Annotated in this window: 18 protein-coding genes; 11 read left to right on the top strand and 7 right to left on the bottom strand. The window is 72.2% G+C overall.

Translation table 11 applies throughout. From position 1 onward, the window contains the following. Window positions 1-77: 77 nt before the first annotated feature. Together purQ and purL are read left to right on the top strand one after the other, a co-directional pair. Window positions 78-758 carry a phosphoribosylformylglycinamidine synthase subunit PurQ gene (purQ, locus tag ACH01S_RS27180; protein ID WP_067897444.1) on the top strand — a complete coding sequence of 227 codons (681 nt, stop codon included), beginning with the start codon at window positions 78-80 and terminating at the stop codon, window positions 756-758. 1,136 nt (window positions 759-1,894) lie between these two features. Continuing rightward, on the top strand, window positions 1,895-4,171 hold the full coding sequence (gene purL / locus ACH01S_RS46670; protein ID WP_067897568.1) for a phosphoribosylformylglycinamidine synthase subunit PurL: 2,277 nt from the start codon (window positions 1,895-1,897) through the stop codon (window positions 4,169-4,171). 67 nt (window positions 4,172-4,238) lie between these two features. Here purL and ACH01S_RS27170 read toward each other — a convergent pair whose 3' ends face one another. From ACH01S_RS27170 to ACH01S_RS27160, 3 genes are all read right to left on the bottom strand, one after another. Beyond that, a complete protein-coding gene (locus ACH01S_RS27170; protein ID WP_067897441.1) occupies window positions 4,239-5,204 on the bottom strand; it encodes a coiled-coil domain-containing protein in 966 nt (321 codons plus the stop codon). Window positions 5,205-5,367: 163 nt separating this feature from the next. Further along, the gene (locus tag ACH01S_RS27165) at window positions 5,368-6,528 is read right to left on the bottom strand and encodes a S8 family peptidase (RefSeq protein ID WP_246236479.1); all 1,161 of its coding nucleotides are present in this window, start codon (window positions 6,526-6,528) and stop codon (window positions 5,368-5,370) included. A gap of 172 nt (window positions 6,529-6,700) precedes the next feature. After that, the gene (locus tag ACH01S_RS27160) at window positions 6,701-8,593 is read right to left on the bottom strand and encodes a serine/threonine protein kinase (RefSeq protein WP_067897433.1); all 1,893 of its coding nucleotides are present in this window, start codon (window positions 8,591-8,593) and stop codon (window positions 6,701-6,703) included. Window positions 8,594-8,768: 175 nt separating this feature from the next. Here ACH01S_RS27160 and ACH01S_RS27155 point away from each other — a divergent pair, with 175 nt between their 5' ends. Beyond that, window positions 8,769-9,227 carry a sterol carrier family protein gene (locus tag ACH01S_RS27155; RefSeq protein ID WP_067897565.1) on the top strand — a complete coding sequence of 153 codons (459 nt, stop codon included), beginning with the start codon at window positions 8,769-8,771 and terminating at the stop codon, window positions 9,225-9,227. Window positions 9,228-9,229: 2 nt separating this feature from the next. Here ACH01S_RS27155 and ACH01S_RS27150 read toward each other — a convergent pair whose 3' ends face one another. Beyond that, on the bottom strand, window positions 9,230-9,601 hold the full coding sequence (locus ACH01S_RS27150; RefSeq protein ID WP_067897430.1) for a hypothetical protein: 372 nt from the start codon (window positions 9,599-9,601) through the stop codon (window positions 9,230-9,232). Between the two features lie 204 nt (window positions 9,602-9,805). On the opposite strand from ACH01S_RS27150, the gene purF reads away from it, so the two are divergent. Beyond that, complete coding sequence (purF, locus tag ACH01S_RS27145; RefSeq protein ID WP_067897427.1) at window positions 9,806-11,260, top strand: amidophosphoribosyltransferase; 1,455 nt, start codon at window positions 9,806-9,808, stop codon at window positions 11,258-11,260. Beyond that, entirely contained in the window at window positions 11,257-12,282 is a 1,026-nt protein-coding gene (gene purM / locus ACH01S_RS27140) for a phosphoribosylformylglycinamidine cyclo-ligase (protein WP_067897425.1), read from the top strand. Before purF ends, purM begins: the two co-directional genes overlap by 4 nt. A 313-nt stretch (window positions 12,283-12,595) precedes the next feature. Here purM and ACH01S_RS27135 read toward each other — a convergent pair whose 3' ends face one another. Next, window positions 12,596-12,796, bottom strand: a complete 201-nt coding sequence (locus tag ACH01S_RS27135; RefSeq protein ID WP_067897422.1) for a DUF3073 domain-containing protein — start codon at window positions 12,794-12,796, stop codon at window positions 12,596-12,598. 271 nt (window positions 12,797-13,067) lie between these two features. Beyond that, window positions 13,068-14,201 carry a Leu/Phe/Val dehydrogenase gene (locus tag ACH01S_RS27130; RefSeq protein ID WP_067897419.1) on the bottom strand — a complete coding sequence of 378 codons (1,134 nt, stop codon included), beginning with the start codon at window positions 14,199-14,201 and terminating at the stop codon, window positions 13,068-13,070. A gap of 83 nt (window positions 14,202-14,284) precedes the next feature. Between ACH01S_RS27130 and ACH01S_RS27125 the strand changes: the two genes are divergently transcribed. Together ACH01S_RS27125 and bldC are read left to right on the top strand one after the other, a co-directional pair. Further along, complete coding sequence (locus tag ACH01S_RS27125) at window positions 14,285-15,220, top strand: DUF8083 family protein (RefSeq protein WP_483902923.1); 936 nt, start codon at window positions 14,285-14,287, stop codon at window positions 15,218-15,220. Window positions 15,221-15,493: 273 nt separating this feature from the next. Beyond that, window positions 15,494-15,697, top strand: a complete 204-nt coding sequence (gene bldC, locus ACH01S_RS27120; RefSeq protein ID WP_012850682.1) for a developmental transcriptional regulator BldC — start codon at window positions 15,494-15,496, stop codon at window positions 15,695-15,697. Between the two features lie 465 nt (window positions 15,698-16,162). Here bldC and ACH01S_RS27115 read toward each other — a convergent pair whose 3' ends face one another. Further along, window positions 16,163-16,846 (bottom strand): TetR/AcrR family transcriptional regulator, encoded by a 684-nt coding sequence (locus ACH01S_RS27115; RefSeq protein ID WP_067897417.1) that lies wholly within the window; start codon window positions 16,844-16,846, stop codon window positions 16,163-16,165. Window positions 16,847-17,121: 275 nt separating this feature from the next. On the opposite strand from ACH01S_RS27115, the gene ACH01S_RS27110 reads away from it, so the two are divergent. The 4 genes from ACH01S_RS27110 (at window position 17,122) to ACH01S_RS27095 (ending at window position 21,213) form a co-directional block, all read left to right on the top strand. Continuing rightward, window positions 17,122-18,228, top strand: a complete 1,107-nt coding sequence (locus ACH01S_RS27110; protein WP_370671585.1) for a LacI family DNA-binding transcriptional regulator — start codon at window positions 17,122-17,124, stop codon at window positions 18,226-18,228. Window positions 18,229-18,528: 300 nt separating this feature from the next. Further along, window positions 18,529-18,765, top strand: coding sequence for a hypothetical protein (locus ACH01S_RS27105; RefSeq protein ID WP_067897410.1), 237 nt, complete (start codon window positions 18,529-18,531; stop codon window positions 18,763-18,765). A gap of 97 nt (window positions 18,766-18,862) precedes the next feature. Then, complete coding sequence (locus ACH01S_RS27100; RefSeq protein WP_067897407.1) at window positions 18,863-19,717, top strand: N-acetylmuramoyl-L-alanine amidase; 855 nt, start codon at window positions 18,863-18,865, stop codon at window positions 19,715-19,717. A gap of 41 nt (window positions 19,718-19,758) precedes the next feature. Further along, entirely contained in the window at window positions 19,759-21,213 is a 1,455-nt protein-coding gene (locus ACH01S_RS27095; RefSeq protein ID WP_067897404.1) for a DUF7059 domain-containing protein, read from the top strand. The last annotated feature ends 14 nt before the right edge of the window (window positions 21,214-21,227 follow it).

Genomic DNA, 21,227 nt, shown 5'->3' with positions numbered 1-21,227 from the left:
AATGCGACGCGCATCGGGGTGATCGGCGGAACGACCCGCCCGTCCCGGCCGCCCCTCATTTCGGAGGAACAGAAGAGATGGACGCTGCCCGGGTCGGGATCATCACCTTCCCTGGTTCTCTGGACGACAAGGACGCCGCACGCGCAGTGCGGGTGGCCGGCGCGGAGCCGGTGCCCCTCTGGCACGGCGACCACGATCTGCGCGGGGTGGACGCCGTCGTCCTGCCCGGCGGGTTCTCCTACGGCGACTACCTGCGCGCCGGGGCCATCGCCCGGTTCGCCCCGCTGATGACCGAGCTGGCCGCCGCGGCGGAGGCGGGCCTGCCCGTCCTCGGCATCTGCAACGGCTTCCAGGTGCTGTGCGAGTCGCACCTGCTGCCCGGCGCGCTGCTCCCGAACGCCGGCCTGCACTTCGTGTGCCGCGACCAGCGGCTCCGCGTCGAGAACGCCGACACCGCCTGGACCACCGAGTACCGGGAGGGCCAGGAGATCGTCATCCCCGTCAAGAACCGCGACGGCCGCTACACCGCCGACCGGGAGACCCTCGCCGAACTGGCCGACTCCGGCCGGATCGTCGCGCGCTACGTCGACCTGAACCCCAACGGCTCCCTCGACGACATCGCCGGGATCTGCAACGAGGCGGGCAACGTGGTCGGGCTCATGCCCCACCCGGAGCACGCCGTGGAGTCGCTGACCGGTCCGTCCACGGACGGTCTCGGGTTCTTCACTTCGATCGTTAAGAGACTGGTCAACGCATGAGTGAGCAATCTCACGGCTCCCCGCGAGCCACCCGGGACGGTTCGGACGAGCCGTCGATGGAGTGGCTCGGCGAGCTCAAGTCCGACGCCGACGACCCGGAGCTCCAGCCGGTCGACCCGTCGGTGACCCAGGCCTTCGAGGCGATGCTGGAGGAGGCCAAGCCCGCCGACCCGGCCGCGCCGCGTCCGGAGCCCGCCGTCTCCCCGGCCGCCTCCCCGGCCCCCGCCACGCCGGAGCCGCCGCTGCGGCCGGAGCCGATGATCACGGTCGACCCGGACGTGCGGGAGGCGCTGGAGGCCGCTCAGGCGGCGCTGGCCCAGGCGCAGAACGCCGTCCCGGCTCCCGCCCCGGCCCCGGCGGCCGGTGTCGGCCAGAGCCCCGAGCACGAGTTCGCCCGGGCGCTGGCCGAGGAGCGCGCCGCCGCCCCGGCCGACCCGACGCTCACCACGCCTGACCTGGACGAACACAACCCGCCCCGGCGTCCGACCGGCCCCCAGCCCACCATCGCCACCGGCACCGGCCCGCTGCCCGCAGTAGGCACCGGCACGGGCCCGCAGCCCGCAGTAGGGACGGGGACGGGGACGGGCCCGCAGCCCGCGGTGGGCACGGGCACGGGCCCCCAGCCTGCCGTCGGCCCGGGGACGGGCCCGCAGCCGGTCGTGGGTCTCAACACGGCCCCGCAGCCGGTCGTCCGCGAGGAGGGCCCTGGCACGGGCCCGCAGCCCGCCATCGGGTCCGGCACGGGTCCGCAGCCCGCCGTGGGCACCGGCACCGGCCCGCAACCGGCGGTCGGGACGAGCCCGCCGCCCCCCTTCGGCACCGGCCCCCAGCCGACGGTCGGCCATGGCACCGGACCTCAGCAGGCAGTGGGCCAGGGCACCGGTCCGCAGCCCGCCGTCGGTCTCGGAACCGGCCCGCAGCCAGCGCTCGGCCGGGGTACCGGCCCTCAGCCAGCAGTAGGCCAGGGCACTGGCCCGCAGCCCGCGGTCGGTCACGGCACCGGCCCGCAGCCAGCCGTGGGCCAGGGAACGGGCCCGCAGCCCGCCGTGCGCGGCGCGACGGGCCCGCTGCCCGCCATCGGCGGCGGCCCCGGCACCGGTCCGCAGCCCGCGATCGAGGCGCCGACGCCCGTCCCGGTGTACCCGGGGACCGACACGGTCGCGATCGCCGCCGCGTCGCCCGAGCGTCCGCAGCCGTTCGCCGAGCTGGGCATGAACGAGGAGGAGTACCAGCGCGTCCGCAACATCCTCGGACGCCGTCCCACGTCCGCCGAGCTGGCGATCTACTCGGTGATGTGGAGCGAGCACTGCTCCTACAAGAGCTCCAAGGTCCACCTCCGCCAGTTCGGCGACAAGGCCCCGAAGACCGACAAGCTGCTGGTCGGGATGGGGGAGAACGCCGGTGTCGTGGACATCGGCCAGGGCTGGGCGGTCACCTTCAAGGTCGAGTCGCACAACCACCCCTCCTACGTGGAGCCGTACCAGGGCGCGGCCACGGGCGTCGGCGGGATCGTCCGCGACATCATCTCGATGGGCGCGCGGCCGGTCGCGGTCATGGACTCGCTGCGCTTCGGCCCGGCGGACGCCCCCGACACCCAGCGCGTCCTGCCCGGCGTGGTGGCGGGCGTGGGCGGCTACGGCAACTCGCTCGGCCTGCCCAACATCGGCGGCGAGACGGCGTTCGACGCCTGCTACGCGCAGAACCCGCTCGTGAACGCGCTGTGCGTCGGCGTGATGAGGCACGAGGACATCAAGCGCGCCGTGGCCCCCGGCCCCGGCAACCGGGTGATCCTGTTCGGCGCCCCGACCGGCCCGGACGGGATCGGCGGCGCGTCCGTCCTGGCGTCGGCGACGTTCGACGAGGAGTCGCACCAGAAGCGGCCTTCGGTCCAGGTGGGCGACCCGTTCATGGAGAAGCTGCTGATCGAGTGCTGCCTGGAGCTGTTCGGCGAGGACCTCGTCGTCGGCATCCAGGACCTCGGCGCGGCCGGGGTGTCCTGCGCGACGACGGAGCTGGCCGCGGCCGGCACCGGCGGCATGCACGTCGACCTCGACGCCGTCCCGCTCCGCGACGCGACGCTGCTCCCCGAGGAGATCCTCATGAGCGAGTCGCAGGAGCGCATGATGGCGGTGGTCGAGCCGGGCAAGGTCGACCGCTTCCTGGAGATCTGCGCCCGCTGGGAGGTCCCGGCCACCGTGATCGGGACGGTGACCGACACCCGCCGCCTCGTGATGACGTGGCGGGGCGAGACGATCGTCGACATCCCGCCGGTCACGGCCGCCGACGAGGGCCCGATCTACAACCGCCCGCTGGAGCCGCCGCAGGATCTCGGTGCCCTCCAGTCGGACACGCCGGGGCGGCTCACGCGTCCGTCCAACGGCGACGAGCTGCGCCGGACCGTCCTGTGGCTGGCGGGGTCGCCGAACCTCGCGAGCAAGACGTGGGTGACGTCCCAGTACGACCGCTACGTACTGGGCAACACCGTGATGGCCATGCCGGAGAACGCGGGCGTGGTGCGCGTCGACGACGAGTCCGGCCTGGGCATCGCCCTCTCCCTGGACGGAAACGGCCGCTACACCAGGCTCGACCCGTACGCGGGCGCGCAACTCGCCCTGTCCGAGTCGTACCGCAACGTCGCCGCCACCGGCGCACGCCCGATGGCCGTGACCAACTGCCTCAACTTCGGCTCCCCGGAGGACCCGGGCGTCATGTGGCAGTTCGCCCGCGCGGTCGAGGGCCTGGCGGACGCCTGCCAGTACCTCGGCATCCCCGTCACGGGCGGCAACGTCAGCTTCTACAACCAGACGGGCGAGACCCCGATCAACCCGACGCCCGTCATCGGCGTGCTCGGCGTCCACGACGACGTCCGCCGCCGGGTGAACATGTCGCTGACCACCGACGGCGCGACGATCGCGCTGCTCGGCGAGACCCGCGAGGAGTTCGGCGGCTCGGAATGGGCGCACGTCGTCTACGGGCACCTCGGCGGCCTGCCGCCGCTGGTCGACCTGAAGGCGGAGGCGGCCCTCGCGTCCGTCCTGGTCAACGCGGCCCGCGACGGGCTCGTCACGGGCGTCCACGACCTGTCGGACGGCGGCCTGTCGCAGACGCTCGTCGAGTCGTGCCTGCGCGGCGGCCTCGGCGCCCGCATCACGCTGCCCGGCGACCCGTTCGTCACGCTGTTCAGCGAGTCGGTGGCCCGCGCCATGGTCGTCGTCATGCCGGGCGCGGAGACGCGCCTCGCGGCCCTGTGCGAGTCGGCGGGCGTCCCGGTGGCGCAGATCGGCGTCGCGGGCGGCGACGCCCTCAACGTGACCGGCCGCACCCCCGAAGGCGACCAGCAGGAACTGTTCAGCATCCCGCTGCACGAACTACGCGAGGCCCACGAACGCACCCTCCCCACCTACGCCGACTGACGGCCACGCCGACAAAAGAAAGGGCGCCCCTCCAAAAGAGGGACGCCCTTTCGCCGTCACGGCCCCGTCAGAAGACGGAAATGTGGACGTGGTCGTAGTGGTTGGCGGTGACGCCGCCGCGGTTCTCCATGGAGCGCCAGCCGGGGCTGCGCAGGTCGTAGATGCGCTGGCGCCAGATGATGTACTTGATGCCGAGGGCGCTCGCGTGGGCGATGGCGTAGTCGGCGGTGCGGTCGCCGAGGGCCTTGGCGCTGCCGGTGGCCATCGTGCCGCCGGTCGTGACCATGAAGTCGCAGGCGTGGCCGGTGCCGTGGTCCTGCGGGTCGCCGGTGCTGCGCACGCAGCCGATGGTGGGGAACGGCCCCTCTTCGAGGTCGATGGTGTTCTTGACCTTCAGCATGCGGGGCGTGACGCCGCCCATCCCGACGCTCGGCGACTCGGGCTTGTACTGCTTGACGAGCTGGGTGATCCGGGACTTGCGGCTGAGCAGGTCCTTGATCTCCTTCTTCAGCTCCGTCATCTTCTGCTGGGCCTCCTTGCGGGCCTGCAGCTGGTCGTTGACGAGCTTCTGGATCTGCGCGACCCGGGCCGCCTTGTTGCGCGCCAGGTGGCTGACGAGCGTGGCGTTGCTCAGCAGGTCGTTCGGGTTGGCGTCGGTGACGAACGTGACGGTGGGGTCCTCGCCGTTCGTCATGTACTGGCTGGCGGCCATCTGGGCGACGAGGTCGCGGGCCTCGGCGAGGTCGCGCTGGAGGTCCCTCGACTTCTCCAGGGCCTGCTGGGCGGCGTACTGGGCGTCCTTGAGCTTCGCGAGGTCGCCGCCGTACTCCTTGTCCAGCTTCTCGATCTGCCTGTTCAGCTGGGCGAACTTCTTGCTGTCGCCCGGGTCGGCCGCGTAGGCCGTGTAGGCGGCGGGCGCGGCGCCCGCGGACGGCGTGGCATGGCCGATCAGCGGCAGGGCCGCGGCGAAGGCCACGAGAGCGACGGCGGCGCGCTGGCGGACGTGCCGACGGGCGGAGGCGGGGGTCTCCACGTGTTCTCCTCTCGTCATGGCCGGGGGGATACGGTGACGGTCGATCGTCTGGGAGCGCCGTCGGTGCCTCGCCAAATCTAAACCCATGGGCCCGGCGGGACGGCGCGAAGCGCGAGAAGCCCGGCTCCCACGCTGGGAGCCGGGCCATCTTACGTGACAGGTATCACAGGCTGCTCTTGTACACGAGCCGGTTCGCCTGCTGCTTCAGCCGCTTCAGGCTGTGGGTGGAATTGTCGTTCAGCCATTTCTGCACTTGCGCGAACGTCGCCGTCTTGTGGGTGGACAAGTACAGCGCCGCGACGCCGCTCACGTGCGGGGCGGCCATGGACGTCCCGGAAAGCGACTTCGTGCCGCCGCCCGGCCACGTGGAGGGGATGCTGTAGCCGGGGGCGTTGATGTCCACGCACTTGCCCCAGTTGGAGAAGTCGGCGCGGTTGTCGTAGACGGTCGTCGCCCCGACCGTCATGACCCAGCTCGCCCCGGACGGCGAGAACTTGCAGGCGTCCTTGTTGTCGTTGCCCGCGGCGACGGTCACGAACACCCCGGACTTGGCGAGGTTCGCCACCGCCGTGTTCACCGCCGCGGAGCTCGGTCCCCCGACCGACAGGTTCGCGACGGCCGGCTTGACGGCGTGGCCGCGCAGCCAGTTGGCGGCGGCGACGATGTCGGACATGTAGCCGTAGCCGTCGCAGTCCAGGACGCGCAGCGCCCGCAGGTTGACGTTCTTGGCCACGCCGTAGGTCTTGGAGCCGATCGTGCCCGCGACGTGGGTCCCGTGGCCGTTGCAGTCGACGCCGTCGCTGAAGCTGGACGCCCACCAGGCGATGGACGCGCGCCCGCCGAAGTTCGGGTGGGTGACGTCCAGGCCGGTGTCGATGACGTACGCGTTGACCCCGCTGCCGGTCGACTTGTAGGTGTAGCTCTTGGAGAGCGTCCGGGAACGCTGGTCGATGCGGTCGAGGCCCCAGGACAGCGGCGCCTTCTGCGTGGTGTTGATCGAGATGACCTGGTCCTGCTCGATCGCGGCGACCCGGCTGTCGTGCCGGAGCTTGCCGAGCTGGTCGCCGGTCAGCCGCGCGGCGAACCCGTTGAGGACGCCGTCGAACCGCCGCACCCCGGCGGCCTTGACGTTCTTGGCCGTGGCGTCGGGGGACGCCCCCGCCTTCAGCGTGACGATGTACTGGCCGGGCACCGGCTTGCCCGTCGCCGCCGTGACCTTGACGGCGGCGGAGTCGTCCGAGGCGAGCACGGGAAACGCCGCGGCGCCGCCGACGCACGCGGCCACCGCTCCGATCAGCAACAGCCTTCGGTGGACAGCCCGCAAGGCTTCTCCTTCCCCCGTGGGCCGCATCGCAGGGGCCCGCTAGATGATCGAGGATTTCGATCGAGGGAACCTTAGCGGAACTGTCCTGATTTAGGACGCTAAAGCGGACGAATTACCACCTGTGGACACGCGGATCTTCCGGAACCCGCCCGTTCCGGAGCGAATCGGGAATTCAGCCGCGGTTCAGGCGCCCGCCGTAGCCGAGGGACGTGCCGGGCTTGCTCCACGTGTACTGGAGCGTGCCGTCCGGCTGCCGCGAGACCTGGACGACCCCGGCCGTGCAGGGCTTCGCGATGGACAGCGACATCTTCAGCGCGCTCTCCGTCCCCCTGGTCAGCGTCAGGGTGCCGGTGCACCCCTCCCGCTGGTAGAAGGCGGTGCCGGTCGTCCCGCCCGCCTCGAAACGGACCACGACGGGGAACGAGACATTGCGCGTGGTGTTGACCAGCGTCCCCTTCCAGGTGCCCGCGAACGAGGACGGGATCGTGGTCACCGGACGGTTGTTCGACGCGTTCGTGCTCTCCGGCGGCGAGCTCCCGTCGTCGGCCTTGAGCTGCGGCCACAGCACCAGCGCGATGATCGCGATGCCCACGCCGACCCCGATGACCAGGGACAGCGCGACGCCGAGGACATGGCTGCTGGGCCGCCGCATCCGGGACAGGGAGGCGGCCGGAGATGGCCGCCGCTCCGCGCCCGTCTCGCGTCCGTGCCCCAGGCCGGGGATGAGATGCGGGGACGAGTCGGCGGTGCCCGGAGGGTCGTCCATGCCGACCGCGTCGAACGTGGCGGTCGGGTCGGGGGCGAGCGGCTCGAAGCGCGCCGTCTGGCCGCTCTGGTCGCGCCCGTGCGGCTCGTCCGCGCCGAAGGCGTTGAACGTGGCCGTCTCCTCGAAGGCGGCGGGATCGAGGTCGGCCGCCGGTTGCTCGGCCATGGGCTGGGGCTGGGGCGCCGCCTTGGGACGACGCGTCCGCGCCAACTTCCCTAGGAGCGGAACCTTCTGCGCGTGCGCTGGCGCACCGGGAGGGGGCGGACCCATGGGCGGCCGGGGCGGAGGCATCTGCACGGGCGGAGGCGGCCCCCCAACGGGGGGTGACCCCACACCAGGAGGCGGCGGCCCCACGACAGGCGGCCCCACGACAGGCGGAGGCGGGGGCACAGGCTGCCGCGGTGCGGTCGTCGGTTCCGCGACCGTGCCGTAGGCGAGCGCCCGCCCCTCCTGCACCATCGAGGACGGCATGCGCGCGGAAAGCGGGTTGGCCTCGTCCAAGAGGCGCTGGAGCAGGTCCTTGGGGGACGGACGGTTGGCCGGGTCCTTGGCAAGGGCGTCGGTGATGACGTCCCGCAGCGAGTCGGGCACCTCTGACAGGTCGGCCTCGTCGTAGACGATCCGCTGCATCACCTCGGACGGCGAACCGTCCCCGAACGGGGCCCTGCCCGACAGGGCGAACAGGAGGGTGGAGGCCCAGGCGAACACGTCCGCCGCCGGTCCGATGCCCATGCCGCTGAGCTGCTCCGGCGCCTTGTAGGCGGGGTCGTCCGTGATGTGGCCGGTGAAGGAGACGTTCACGGCCTCCAGCGCCTCCGCGATGCCGAAATCGCTGAGGCGCGGCCCGCGCCGTCCCAGAAGAACGTTCCCGGGCTTCAGATTGTGATGAACCGCACCCGCCCGATGGACGGCCGCCAGCGCGATCGCCATGCCGACCGCCACGCGCTCGACGACCGCGTCGCCGCGCGGGCCCTCCTCGTCCACGAGCTGCTGGAGGGACGGCCCGTCCACCCACTCGCTGACCACGTAGGGACGGTCGCCCTCCACGTCCGCGTGCAGGATCGCCGCCGTGCAGAAGCCCGACACCTTGCGGGCGGAGGAGAACGCGCCCGCGAACCGCGTCCGCGCCACGGGCTCGCCGCTCAGCCGGACGTGCAGGACCTTGACGGCGACGTCGCCGCCGGACGGGTCCCGGCCGAGGAAGACGGCGCCCTGCTCGCCGACGCCGAGCCGGCCCGTGATCTCGAACGGGCCGAGTCTTCGCGGGTCACCCGGCTGCAGGGGCAGCGCCTCGGGCATCTGACGAAACCTCCGTGTCCGCCGGGGACGGCGTCCCCGGCCTCCCCGTTCCCTTCACCTTGCCTGGCGCCGGGGTCCCTTTCTATCGCCTGCGCGGCGGCGCGGTGGCACCGGCCGCCAGGTGTTCACCGGCCGACCGCCGCCGCCCGGACGCGACACGGTAGCGTCGGTGGCGATGCCGCGAAAACCGCTGACCCGCGCCGTGCTGGACGAGCGGCGGGCCGCGCTCGGCCTGCCGCCCTACGGCGGCCCGGACGAGCCCGCCGCGCTGCGCCGCGCGGCGCTCGACACCGTCCTCGCCGCCGCCGAGGCGGGGAGCGCCGAACCGTCCCGGCCGGTCGTGATGGGAGCGGTGCGTTTCCTGCTCGACCGGCTCGCCGAGCTGGCGCCCGGCCGTTCGGTGGAGGTTCGGGTCCCTCCCTACGCCGCCGTCCAATGCGTCGACGGCCCGCACCATACCCGTGGTACACCACCGAATGTGGTGGAGATGGACGCCGTCACATGGATCGACCTGGCCACCGGACGGCTGGCCTGGGCCGACGCCGTCGCGGACGGACGCGTCCGCGCCAGCGGCGCCCGCGCGGACCTATCGGCGCATCTCCCGCTGCCCCTCGACCGCGAGCCGCTCGCCTGACCTCACGGGCGGGTGCTCGCCTTGGCGAAGGGGAACTCGCGTTCGACGCAGCCCCGGCGGGACGTGTCGTCCGGGTAGCGCGCCTCGTCCCCGCACTGGGCGGCCTTGCTCAACAGCCAGAAGAGGGCACCCGCGCCTATGGCGAGGGCCAAGGACGAGCAGACGACGCCCACCAGCGCGGGACGGCGGTCGGCGTCCCGGCGGACGAGGCACACCGTCCCCAGCACGAGCCCGCCGAGCGCGGGGATCATGCCCGCGAAACAGAGCAGGAGCCCGGCCAGACCGGCGATTCCGAGCACCTGCGAGGTCCTCGCCAGAGCGCTCCGCCGGGGCGGAGCGGGCGGCGAATACGTCTGGTACCCGGGCAGCGTCATGCGTTTCCACCTTTCTGGGGGGCGCCCCCCAGACCCCCGAGACGGAGGACGCATGATCCTCGCTTCGCTGCGGTCATGCGTCCTCCACGTGTCGGTCACCAGAGTCCCCGCTACTACGTGATGCCCAGGCTTCACGAGCGTAAAGGTCGGTTAAGGAGATGCCACCGATCGGAGCAGGTGAACCGGGCATCTAGACTGGCGGACGTGCCTCTCCGTGACGGTCGACTGAGCCACGACATCGATCCCTCCGACCGCCCCCCGCAGGACGCATGCGGGGTGTTCGGCGTCTGGGTCCCAGCGGACCAGGCGTCCAGGGCCGAGGTGAGCAAGCTCACCTACTACGGCCTGTACGCGCTCCAGCACCGGGGGCAGGAGTCGGCGGGCATCGCCGTCAGCGACGGCTCCCGCATCGTCGTCTTCAAGGACATGGGCCTCGTCGCCCAGGTCTTCGACGAGTCGGTCCTGAACACCCTCCGCGGCCACATCGCGGTGGGTCACTGCCGCTACTCCACGACGGGCTCGCCCACGTGGGAGAACGCGCAGCCCACGTTCCGGTCGTCGGACGCGGGCGGGCTGGCGCTCGTCCACAACGGCAACCTGATCAACACCCCGGAGCTGGCCGCGCGGCTGGCGCCCGGCGTGCTGACCGCGACCACCGACACCGAGGTCCTGACCGCCCTGCTCGCCACCAGCGGCGACGGCGGCCCGCTCGCGGCGGCGCGGGAGATCCTGCCCGCCACCCGCGGCGCGTACTCGCTGGTCTTCATGGACGAAGGAACGCTCTACGCCGCCCGCGACCCGGAGGGGATCCGTCCCCTCGTCCTCGGCGCGCTGGAGGACAGCGGCTGGGTCGTGGCGTCCGAGACCGCCGGGCTGGACATCGTCGGCGCCCGGTTCGTCCGCGAGATCGAGCCCGGCGAGCTGGTCGCGATCGACGGCGACGGCGTGCGGTCGGAGCGGTTCGCCGAGGCCCGTCCCAAGGGCTGCCTGTTCGAGTACGTGTACCTGGCCCGTCCCGACACCACCATCGCGGGACGCAGCGTCCAGGCCACCCGCGTGGAGGTCGGCCGCCGCCTCGCCCGCGAGCACCCGGTCGAGGCCGACATGGTCATCCCGACGCCCGAGTCGGGCACCCCGGCCGCGATCGGCTACGCCGAGGCGTCCGGCATCCCCTACGGTCAGGGCCTGGTCAAGAACTCCTATGTGGGGCGGACGTTCATCCAGCCGTCCCAGACGATCCGCCAGCTCGGCATCCGCCTCAAGCTCAACCCGCTGCGCGAGGCGATCGAGGGCAAGCGGCTGGTCGTGGTGGACGACTCGATCGTCCGGGGCAACACCCAGCGCGCCATCGTCGGCATGCTGCGGGACGCGGGCGCCGCCGAGGTCCACGTCCGGATCTCCAGCCCGCCGGTCGCCTGGCCGTGCTTCTACGGCATCGACTTCGCCACCCGCGCCGAGCTGATCGCGGGCAACCTCTCGGTGGAGGAGATCCGCGACTCCATCGGCGCCGACTCGCTCGGCTACATCTCCCTGGACGAGCTCATCTCCGCCTCGCACATCGCCAAGGACAACCTGTGCCGGGCCTGCTTCGACGGCGTCTACCCCATCCCGGTGGAAGAGGCCGCCCGCGGCAAGCACCTCCTGGAGGTCGGCCGATGACGTCCTACGAGGACGCCGGGGTCGACATCGGGGCGGGCGAACGCGCCGTCGAGCTGATGAAGTCCCGGGTGGCCAGGTCACGCCGCCCCGAGGTCGTGGACGACGTCAGCGGCTTCGCGGGCCTCTTCGACGCCTCCGCCTTCCTGCGCTACAAGCGCCCCTTGCTCGCGACGTCCACCGACGGGGTCGGGACCAAGGTCGACCTGGCCCGGCGCCTCGGCGTCTACGGCACGATCGGGCACGACCTGGTCGGCATGGTCGTCGACGACCTCGCCGTCTGCGGCGCCGAGCCGCTGTTCATGACCGACTACATCGCCTGCGGGAAGGTCGTCCCGGAGCGGATCGCCGACATCGTCGGCGGTGTCGCCGACGCCTGCGCCCTGGCCGGATGCGCCCTCGTCGGCGGCGAGACCGCCGAGCACCCCGGCCTGCTGGAGGCCGACGAGTTCGACCTCGCGGGCGCCGGGACGGGCGTCGTCGAAGCGGACGACGTGCTGGGCCCCGACCGGGTCCGCCCGGGGGACGCCGTCATCGCGCTGGGGTCGTCCGGCATCCACTCCAACGGGTACTCGCTCGTCCGCCACATCCTCGCCACCACGGACCTCACCCTCGACTCCCGTCCCGGCGAACTCGACCGGACGCTGGGCGAAGAGCTGCTCACCCCGACGCGCATCTACGCCCAGGACTGCCTGGCCCTGGTGAACGAAGGCGGCGTACACGCGTTCGCCCACATCACGGGCGGCGGCCTGGCGGCGAACCTGGCCCGCTCCCTGCCGCCCACCCTGGACGCCGTGCTGAACCGCTCGTCCTGGGAGGTGCCCGCGCTGTTCCGCGTCCTGCAGGCGGGCGGCGACGTCCCCTGGCCCGAGATGGACAAGACGTTCAACCTGGGCGTGGGCATGGTCGCCGTGGTCGCCCCCGACACCGCCGACGCCGCACTCCGCCTCCTGGCGACCCGAGGCGTCCCCGCGTGGCCACTCGGCGAGATCACCCCAGGCACAGGACAGGCGGCCTACGCCTGACACCCCCGCGAACGCCCCTCAGAGCCACGCTGAGGCTCCCACAGACCCCACCTGCCACACGGGCACCCGCGGCCAACCCCACCCCGCGACAACGGCGCTCAGCCGCGAACGCCACTGACCAGCAATGACGATCACAACACCAAGCCGCCAGAACCCGACCTCGGCCACGGTTCACGTGTGGGGGGCCGGAGGCGCCCAGCGTCGGAGGTCCCCCAACACGCCGGACGGTGGGGCGTTTCCCGAGCCGCGAACGCGGTCTCGGGAAACGCCCCACCGTCCGTAACGGGGGTTCCAGGGGGTCGCCCCCGGGAGATCAGGGCCCGTCTTTGCGGTCCTCTGTGCCGTAGTCATCGGCGTAGTCGGCGTACTTCTCGGCGAGCTCGTCGTAGGAGTCGTCGCCAGACTCGCTGACTCCCAGTTCGCTCTTCAGGCGGTCGAGGTCCGTGTTGCCGCTGTTGTACTTGAGCTGTCGGGCAACCTTTACCTGCTTGGCCTTGGCTCGGCCGCGACCCATTGGCTCGACCCCCTCGATGGTCAGGGCTTTCGTGGGCCCATCAACGCGCGCGTGTACCACACGAACCGGTGCCTGATGAGCCATGCGTCAGTCACGGGTACAACCGTACCCGTTTTGCGCCCGGCTCGGTACATAGACGGAACGTGGCGGCGCCCATGTTGCTGATGGCAACAGTGTATCCGGTGGTCACGGGTACGTGCCAAAGGCCGCCATGGGGGCGTCCCACGGCGGCCGTTCGGCGGTCCGAACACGCGAAGGTTCAGATTCCGGGTCAGAGCAGGATGGTGCGGAGCCTTCCGATTTCGGTCATTCGCCGCTCCGCGAGCCGATCGGCGGCGACCGCCGGGGGGACGCCCTCGTCGTCGGCCAGCGCGAAGATCTTCCGCGTGGTCTCGTAGATGCCGGTGGCCCGCGCCTTGGCACGGTCGAAGTTGAAGCCTCCGATCTCGTCCGCGACCTGGATGACGCCCCCGGAGTTCACCACGTAGTCGGGCGCGTACAGCACGTCGCGGTCGGCGAGGCTCTTCTCCACGCCGGCGTGGGCGAGCTGGTTGTTGGCGGCCCCGCAGACCACCTTCGCCTTGAGGGCGGGCACCGTCTCGTCGTTGAGGGACCCGCCGAGCGCGCACGGCGCGTACACGTCGAGGTCGGTCCGGACGATCGCGTCGGTGTCCGCGACGACCTCGACCTCGGGGTGCGCGGCGCGGACCCGTTCGACGGCGGCTTCGTTCACGTCGCAGATCACGACGTCCGCGCCGTCCTGGATGAGGTGCTCCACCAGGCGGTGGCCGACCTTCCCGACGCCCTCTACCCCGACCCGCCGACCACGGAGCGTGGGACGGCCCCAAACCGTCTCGGCCGCCGCGCGCATGCCCTGGAACACGCCGAACGCGGTGAGGATGGACGAGTCGCCCGCGCCGCCGTGCGCGACGGTCCGTCCGGTGACGTAGTCGGACTCGCGGGCGATGACGTCCATGTCCTCGCTGAACGTGCCGACGTCGCATGCGGTGTAGTAGCGGCCGTTGAGGGACTGGATGAACCGTCCGTACGCCCTCAGCATCGCCTCGTTCTTGTCGACGGCCGGGTCGCCGATGATGACGGCCTTGCCCCCGCCCAGGTCGAGCCCCGCGAGGGCGGTCTTGTACGCCATGCCCCTCGACAGGTTCAGCACGTCGGTGAGGGCCTCGTCCTCCGAGGCGTAGGGGAAGAAGCGGGTGCCTCCCAGGGACGGGCCGAGCGCGGTGGAGTAGATGGCGATGATGGCGCGCAGGCCGCTGGCCTCGTCCTGGCAGAAGACGACCTGCTCGTGGTTCCCGAAACGGGAAGCTCCGGGGGAATCGGCGGGGTCGCCCCCCTGAGTGGCGTGTCCGGTGCCCTTGTGGGGCGTCCCGAAGACATTAGGCACGGTAGTGCCCTCCTCTCTGTCTCTAAGATCAGCCTAGGACGCGGGATAGCGGCGCGCTTGGGTGAATCTCATGTCACGATGCGATGGTGCTTCCGTACGCCGCGTACCTACGGGTTTATGAACCGGTGACCGCCTTCCCGGAGCCCGCGCGGACACTGTGGACGGTCTACGCCGACTCCAGGCGGCGCCCGCGGCGGATCCACGCGCTCGGCGTCGAGCACCGCGACGCGGCGCGCAGGCTGACCGCCTCACCGGCCGAGGCGGTGCCGGAGCGGGAGAGCCGGGACGCGTACGTGCGCCGCCTCGACGACATGGTCTACGTCTGCCCGTGGGAGACGCGGCTCCGCTCCTGGCTGGCCTTCGAGCGGTTCCGGGACGAGCACGCCGCGGACGTCGCGGCCGCGTTCGTCCCGCCGCCGGCGGCGGAGCGGGCGACGGCCGAGTTCGAGCGGTGGAAGCGGTCCGGGCGGACGCTGCGCCCGCACATCCTGACGAGCACCTGGCACATCCCGCTGGACTGGTTCGTCCCGTTCACGCGCGGTGAGCGGTGCCTGATGCTGGGCACGCCGGGCACCGGGTACCGCCGGTCGGACGAGGCGCCCGAGCAACACGCCGAACCGCCCGTCCCAGGTCAGGGCCCTGCTACGGCGGCGCCCGCGCGTACCCTCATCTACGTCACCTCGATGGGCGAGGCGCGGCGCCGGGTGTCGGCGGCGCTGCCGGTGGTCCGCGAGAACCTCGGCGACGGGACGGGCGACGTGTACCTCCTGTCGGCCGGGCGGCTGGACACGCTCGGCCGGTGGCTGGAGGCGTTCCACCCGCGGTCGCTCGTGGAACTCGACTACGGAGGGCTCGTCCACCTGCTGGACGACCGGTCCCTGAGCGCGGACGAGTCGGTGGCCGAGATGACGGTGGCCCTCACCGGGATGGAGCGCGGTGAGGTCGAGCTGACCGTCGCGATGTACAAGCGACTCCTCGCCCGATGGCGCCCCGTACGGGCGCTGGAGGCCGCGAACTAAAACAAATTTCCCGAATCCGCGCGCGATACGACTATACGTGTCGCTAGAATCACGCAGCGTGACCCACTCGCCGCCGGAGACGCGCCGCTCCCCGCACAGGGGGGGATGTTTGCACGCAACTACCGCCAGGAACTTGCTTGTTGCGCTGAGTGGTGGCAAGGTTACACGTTGTGATGTCATAGTGGCTCTTTCGGGCCATAGGGGACATCAGTGACCGCGCGAGGATCAATCGCAGGATCGCTGTCATCGGTCCACGGAGGAGAGGCCGCAAACATGTCAGCACGTACGCCAGAGGCCGAGCCCCTGCTGACGCCGGCGGAGGTGGCGACGATGTTCCGCGTCGACCCCAAGACCGTCACGCGGTGGGCGAAGGCGGGGAAGCTCACGTCCATCCGTACGCTCGGCGGGCACCGCCGCTACCGCGAGGCGGAGGTCCGGGCCCTGCTAGCGGGCATCCCGCAGCAGCGCTCGGAGTGACCGCTGCCGTGCTCGGCGCGGCGGCCACGGCCGCAGCCGGTTGAGACCGGCGGCCGGGGCCGGCGATGACGTGGGGGGACGGCTGCCGCAGGCGTTGCTGCAGCCGTGCACGTTCGCGTCGCCCTTGGTGCGGGCCTTGAGAGCGTCCCGCACCAAGGGCGGCCCGTGTTCGCGCCTGGCCGGTCGCATTCGGTCGTTCCGCTCGCTGCCGGTCGCGTTCGGTCGTTTCGCGCGCTGCCGCCCGCCGCGCTTGCCCGGGGGAATGTTCACGTACCGTGGTCGCGCCGCTCGTCGCGGCGCGTCAGGGAGCCGCTGCGGGGAGTCCGAAGGCCCCGCTGACATGCACGGAATTTGGGACACGAGTGACTTTTTGTCCACATGAGGACAGGGCCTGAGCAGGGCGACGCGGAGTCCAAAATTGGATAAAGCGTCCAAACAGTGACCTGCGGGGGGCGGGTCCGGGGCTCAGCCCATCTCCTCGTGGGCGAGGCGGTCGAAGAGCTTGCCCGTGCCCGGGTCGTGGCGTCCGGCGGCGTGGAACATGACCACGAGATGGTCGACGAGCAGGGCCTCAAGCTGCGGACGGGTCACGTCGCGGTTGTCCAGCCAGTCCAGCCCGGCGGTCTCGACGGCGGCCATCCATGAGCGGAGCGTGATGCGCAGGACGGGCGTCGGGGTCACGACGTCCAGCGAGTGGAGGATGCGGTCGAGCAGCAACTGGCGGATGCCGTCGACGATCTCGCCGACCTCGCCCGAGCGGTCGGCGGGCCCGCCGCGCAGCAGCGCGGTGTAGCCGGCGGCGTGGCTCTCCACGAAGTCGAAGTAGCGGCTCAGCGAGATGCGCAGCCGGTCCAGCGGCTTGCCCTCGGTCGGCGGCTCCAGCAGCACGGACAGTTGTTTCGCGGCGCTGCCGAGCGCGGCCAGGTACAGCTCGTACTTGCCGCCGAAGTAGTGGTAGACCAGCGCGCGGGACGCCCCGGCCGCGGCGGCGACGTCGTCGATCGAGATGTCCTCGGGCGAGCGCGTGCTGAACAGCTGCAGCGCCGCCTCGATCAGCTCGTCCCGCCGCTCGTCGACGCTGAGCCTGCGACGTGCGCGTCCGCCGCCCTGCCGGCCTCGCGCCTTGCCGGCCACCGCTCGATCACCCACCCGGGAAGCGTATCCGAGCCGGGGACTCCGAGACCCTCCGGCAAGGTGCGGACCGGGCTTTTCACCGGCTCGTGATCAACATTCGGCGGGCCTGTGATGCGGAACACCACAGCCCCGAACCACCATTGTCGGATGCCCGTTACTCGCTGTTGCGGCAGTTTGGGGGGAAGGCGCGGCATCATGGCATCTCCTCCCGAGCGGAGGACGGTCCGCGCGAGACTCCCACCGCGCGTGTCGTCGCGGCAGGTCCTGCAGGTCCCCCTGGACGGAGTGCCATGTCAGCTGATGAAGCGAATCCCCCGCACGACAGGCGGGGCGAGGGTGCGGTCCCCCGGCCGCGCAGCGAGCCCTCTCCCGTCCCACGCGACGAGGGGAGGGCGGTGCCCGCGCCGAAACCGACCATCCGTAACGTCGCGGAGCGTGCCGGCGTCTCCAAGTCGCTCGTCTCACTGGTGATGCGGGGGTCACCCCATGTGAGCGAACGCCGAAGGCAGGCCGTCCTGCAGGCCGCCAGGGAACTCGGCTACCGCCCGAACGCCGTGGCGCGGAGCCTCGTCGAAGGACGCACCCGGCTGATCGGCGCGATCGTCGCCGACCTGCACAACCCGTTCTTCGCCGAGTTCCTCGACGGGTTGCAGGAGAGCCTGCACGGCGCGGGCCTGCGGATGCTGGTCGGCAGCGGCCGCTGGGACCCGCTGTTCGAGGCCGAGGCGGTCGAGGCGTTCCTGGAGATGCGCGTCGACGGGCTGGTGCTGCTGAGCGTCGTCCCCGAGTCGCTGAAGGAGGCGGCGGCGAGCGTCCCGGTCGTGGTCGTCGGTGAACGCGACGTGGTCGGCGTCGACATCGTGGTGGACGACGACGAGCTCGGCGCGAGCCTCGCCGTCGACCATCTCGTGGAGCTCGGCCATCGCCGCATCGCGCACATCGAGGGCGCGCGCTCGACCACGGCGCGTTACCGCCGCGCCGGATACGAGAAGGCGATGCGGCGGCACGGCCTGGCCGACGAGATCATCGTCGAGGCTGGCGACTTCACCGAGGACGGCGGCTACCGCGCCGCGGGCGCGCTGCTGCGCCGCGACCGGCGGCCGACCGCGATCTTCGCGCCGAACGACCTCGTCGCGACCGGCGCGCTGTCGGCCGCGGACGAGCTGGAGATGCGCGTCCCGGTCGACCTGTCGATCGTCGGCTACGACAACACCCACCTCGCCGCCATCCGGCACATCTCGCTGACCAGCGTCGACCAGCCCCGCCGCGACATGGGGCGGGTGGCCGCCGAGATGCTGACCGCGCGCATCGGCGACCCGGCCCGCGCCGCGCGGCAGAACCTCGTCGTCCCGCACCTCGTGGTGCGTTCGACGACGGGCCCGGCTCCCGAGTTGTGAGCGGGCGGCCCGCCGGCCGCCGGAACGTCCCCCCGCCTTGATGTTCGCTCCCGTCTCAGTGCTTCGTACCGGCGCCGTTCCGTCGTGCCCGGACGTCCGCGCCCGGCAGTTCCCCGAACCGGTGTGGACGCGGTAAGGGGCCGGTCAAAACTGCCGGATTCCCCGGCCGGTGGCCGGCCGCCGGCGGGTTAATGGGGACTCCAACGTCCGGACGGGCGGGTCCGGGTGGCCTCGGGGGGAGGCCGCCCGGCCGGGGACCCCGCCGGACGGAACCGGGAGAGTCCATGAGGGGGTCAGCTCGTGCGTGATCCGGAACTGGTGTCGTGCGCGCAGCGCGCGGCGAGCGAATTGGAGCGCGCGTGGTCGGAGTGGCGGCACGCGCGCGGCCTGGCCGACGAGGTCGCCGAGTCCGTCGCCAGCTATGTGGCCCACTCGATCGACCATCCCTGGGGACGTCCGCGCGTGGTCCTCGGCCTGGACGCCGACGAGGCGCGCGCCCTGGCCGCGCTGCTCGGCAAGGACGATCCGCTCGGCTGAGCCCGTCCCCTCCCGCGGACCGGTTTCGCGGACTTCGTTTGACGAACCTCCGGGGGCGTGCAGACTGTCAGGGTCGGTAACGGCGACGTCACGGAGGATGCGGCCGGTGCGAATCCATCGAGGCGGCCTCGCGGTCGCCTGCCTCGCGCTGTGCCTCGGCGCCCTGACCGCGTGCAACGAGTCGGGCGACCCGGCGGGCGGGGCCGAGGCGGCCGATCCGCCCGCGGCGTCCACGGCGCCCCCCGGCTCTCCGGGCACGGGCGGGAAGAACGGGACGAAGGGCACCGGCGGCGGCCGCGCACTGGCCGGGAAGGTGATCGTCATCGACCCGGGGCACAACGGCGGGAACGCGTCCCATCCGGCCGAGATCGGGAAGCAGGTCCGGATCGGCAACGGCACCAAGGAGTGCGACACGACCGGGACCGAGACCCGGGACGGCTACGCCGAGCACGCCTTCACCTGGGACGTGTCCAACCGCCTCGCGAGGCTGCTGCGCGCCAGGGGCGCGAAGGTCACGCTGACCCGCCCTGACGACAAGGGCGTCGGCCCCTGCATCACCGAGCGCGCCGCGCTCGGCAACCGGCTGAAGGCGGACGCCGCCGTGTCGATCCACGCGGACGGGGCGTCGCCGTCCGGGCACGGCTTCCACGTGATCGAGCCGGTCGCGGTCGGGAAGAACAGCGGGATGGTCGCGGGCTCGGCGCGGCTCGGCAAGGCGCTGCGCGACGCCTACCACCAGGGCACCGGCATCCCGTACTCGAACTACCTGGGCGAGAACGCCATCGACCGGCGGGACGACCTCGGCGGGCTGAACCTGTCGACCGTCCCGAAGGTCTTCATCGAGTGCGGCAACATGCAGAACCGGGCGGACGCGGCCAAGCTCGCCAGCGCGTCGTTCCGGCAGCGGATCGCCGAGTCGCTCGCCGCCGGATTCGCGGCCTACCTCGGCTGACCGCCGGGCGGGCGGGCCCGGTGAGCGGGCAGGATGGGCGGGTGCCCGATCTTCTTCTTCGTGTTCGCGAGCTGCTGACCGGCGCCGGTTACACCGTGGCGGGGGTGCGGGAACTGCTCGGGCCCGTGGCGGGCGGCGCGCTCGCGCGGGACGAGATCGTCCCGGCCCTGCGGGCGACGCGCGGCGGCTCGCCGCTGGAGGCGCTGACGCGCCTGTTCTGGCTCCAGGTCCCGGTGGACGCGGCGGCGCTCCCGGCGGACGCGCTGCGGGGCGCGGGCCTCGTGGAGGAGTCGGGCGGGGAGCTGCGGGCGCGGCTGCGCGTGGAGCCCCTGGAGTCGGTGGAGGCAGCGGACGGGGCCGGGCACGCCGGGTATGTCGTGTCCGATCTGAAGATCAGGCCGGGGTCGGGGCGCGTCCCGGCGGGCGATCACGTGGTGGGGGCGGGCGGCGCCTCCGCGAACCTCGCGCGGCTCGTTGTCCACAGGGCTGTGGATAACCTGCTGGACGTCGGGACGGGCTGCGGCGTCCAGGCGGTGCACCTCGCGGCCCGGAATCCCGGCGCGCGGATCACCGCCACGGACGTCAACCCGCGCGCCCTCGACCTCGCCGCGATGAGCCTCGCGCTGTCCGGCGACGGGGAGCGTCCGGAGTTTCTTGAGGGGTCGCTGCTGGAGCCCGTCCGGGGCCGCCGGTTCGACCTGATCGTGTCGAATCCGCCGTTCGTCGTCGCGCCGCCGGGCGGCCCCCGGTTCACCTACCGGGAGTCGGGTCTGCCGGGCGACGAGTTCTGCCGCCGCCTCGTCGCGGACGCCGCGGCCCACCTGACCGAGGGCGGATACTGCCAGCTCCTGGCCAATTGGCTGCACGTCGACGGCGTCCCCTGGGACGAGCGGCTCGCCTCCTGGACGGACGGGTGCGACGCGTGGATCGTCCAGCGGGACGTCCAGGACCCGGCCGAGTACGCCGAGTTGTGGCTGCGCGATTCCTGCGAGGCGGGGACGCCCGAATACCGCGCCCGGTACGACGCGTGGCTCGACCACTTCGAGCGGCAGGGCGTCACGGGGATCGGGTTCGGGTGGATCACGCTCCGGCGGAGCGACCGTCCGGTCGTCCGGGTGGAGGAGGTGCGGCACGCGGTCGAGCAACCCGTCGGCGGGTACGTCGGCGACGTGCTCGACGGCCTCAAGGCGGCGGCAGGGTTTTCCACAGGCTGTGGACGGCCGTTGGCGGCCGTGCCGGGGCTCGTCCAGGAGCAGCTCGGCCCGCCCGGCGCCGAGGACCCGGAGCGGATCGTGCTGCGCCAGACGGGGCGGCTCCGCCGCGCCGCCGACGTCGGCACGGTCGCGGCCGGGCTCGCGGGCGTCTGCGACGGCACGCTGCCGCTCGCCCCGCTGCTCGCCGCGATCGCGCAGCTCACCGGCATGGACGAAGGCGAGGTCAGGGCGCACGCCGACACCGTCCTGCCCGAACTGATCGCGGACGGCTTCTTCACCTGACGCCGGGAGGCGGG

It is taken from the genome of Actinomadura chibensis NBRC 106107 (assembly GCF_001552135.1).
GTDB lineage: Bacteria > Actinomycetota > Actinomycetes > Streptosporangiales > Streptosporangiaceae > Spirillospora > Spirillospora chibensis.
This window is presented reverse-complemented; position numbering and strand designations above follow the sequence as displayed.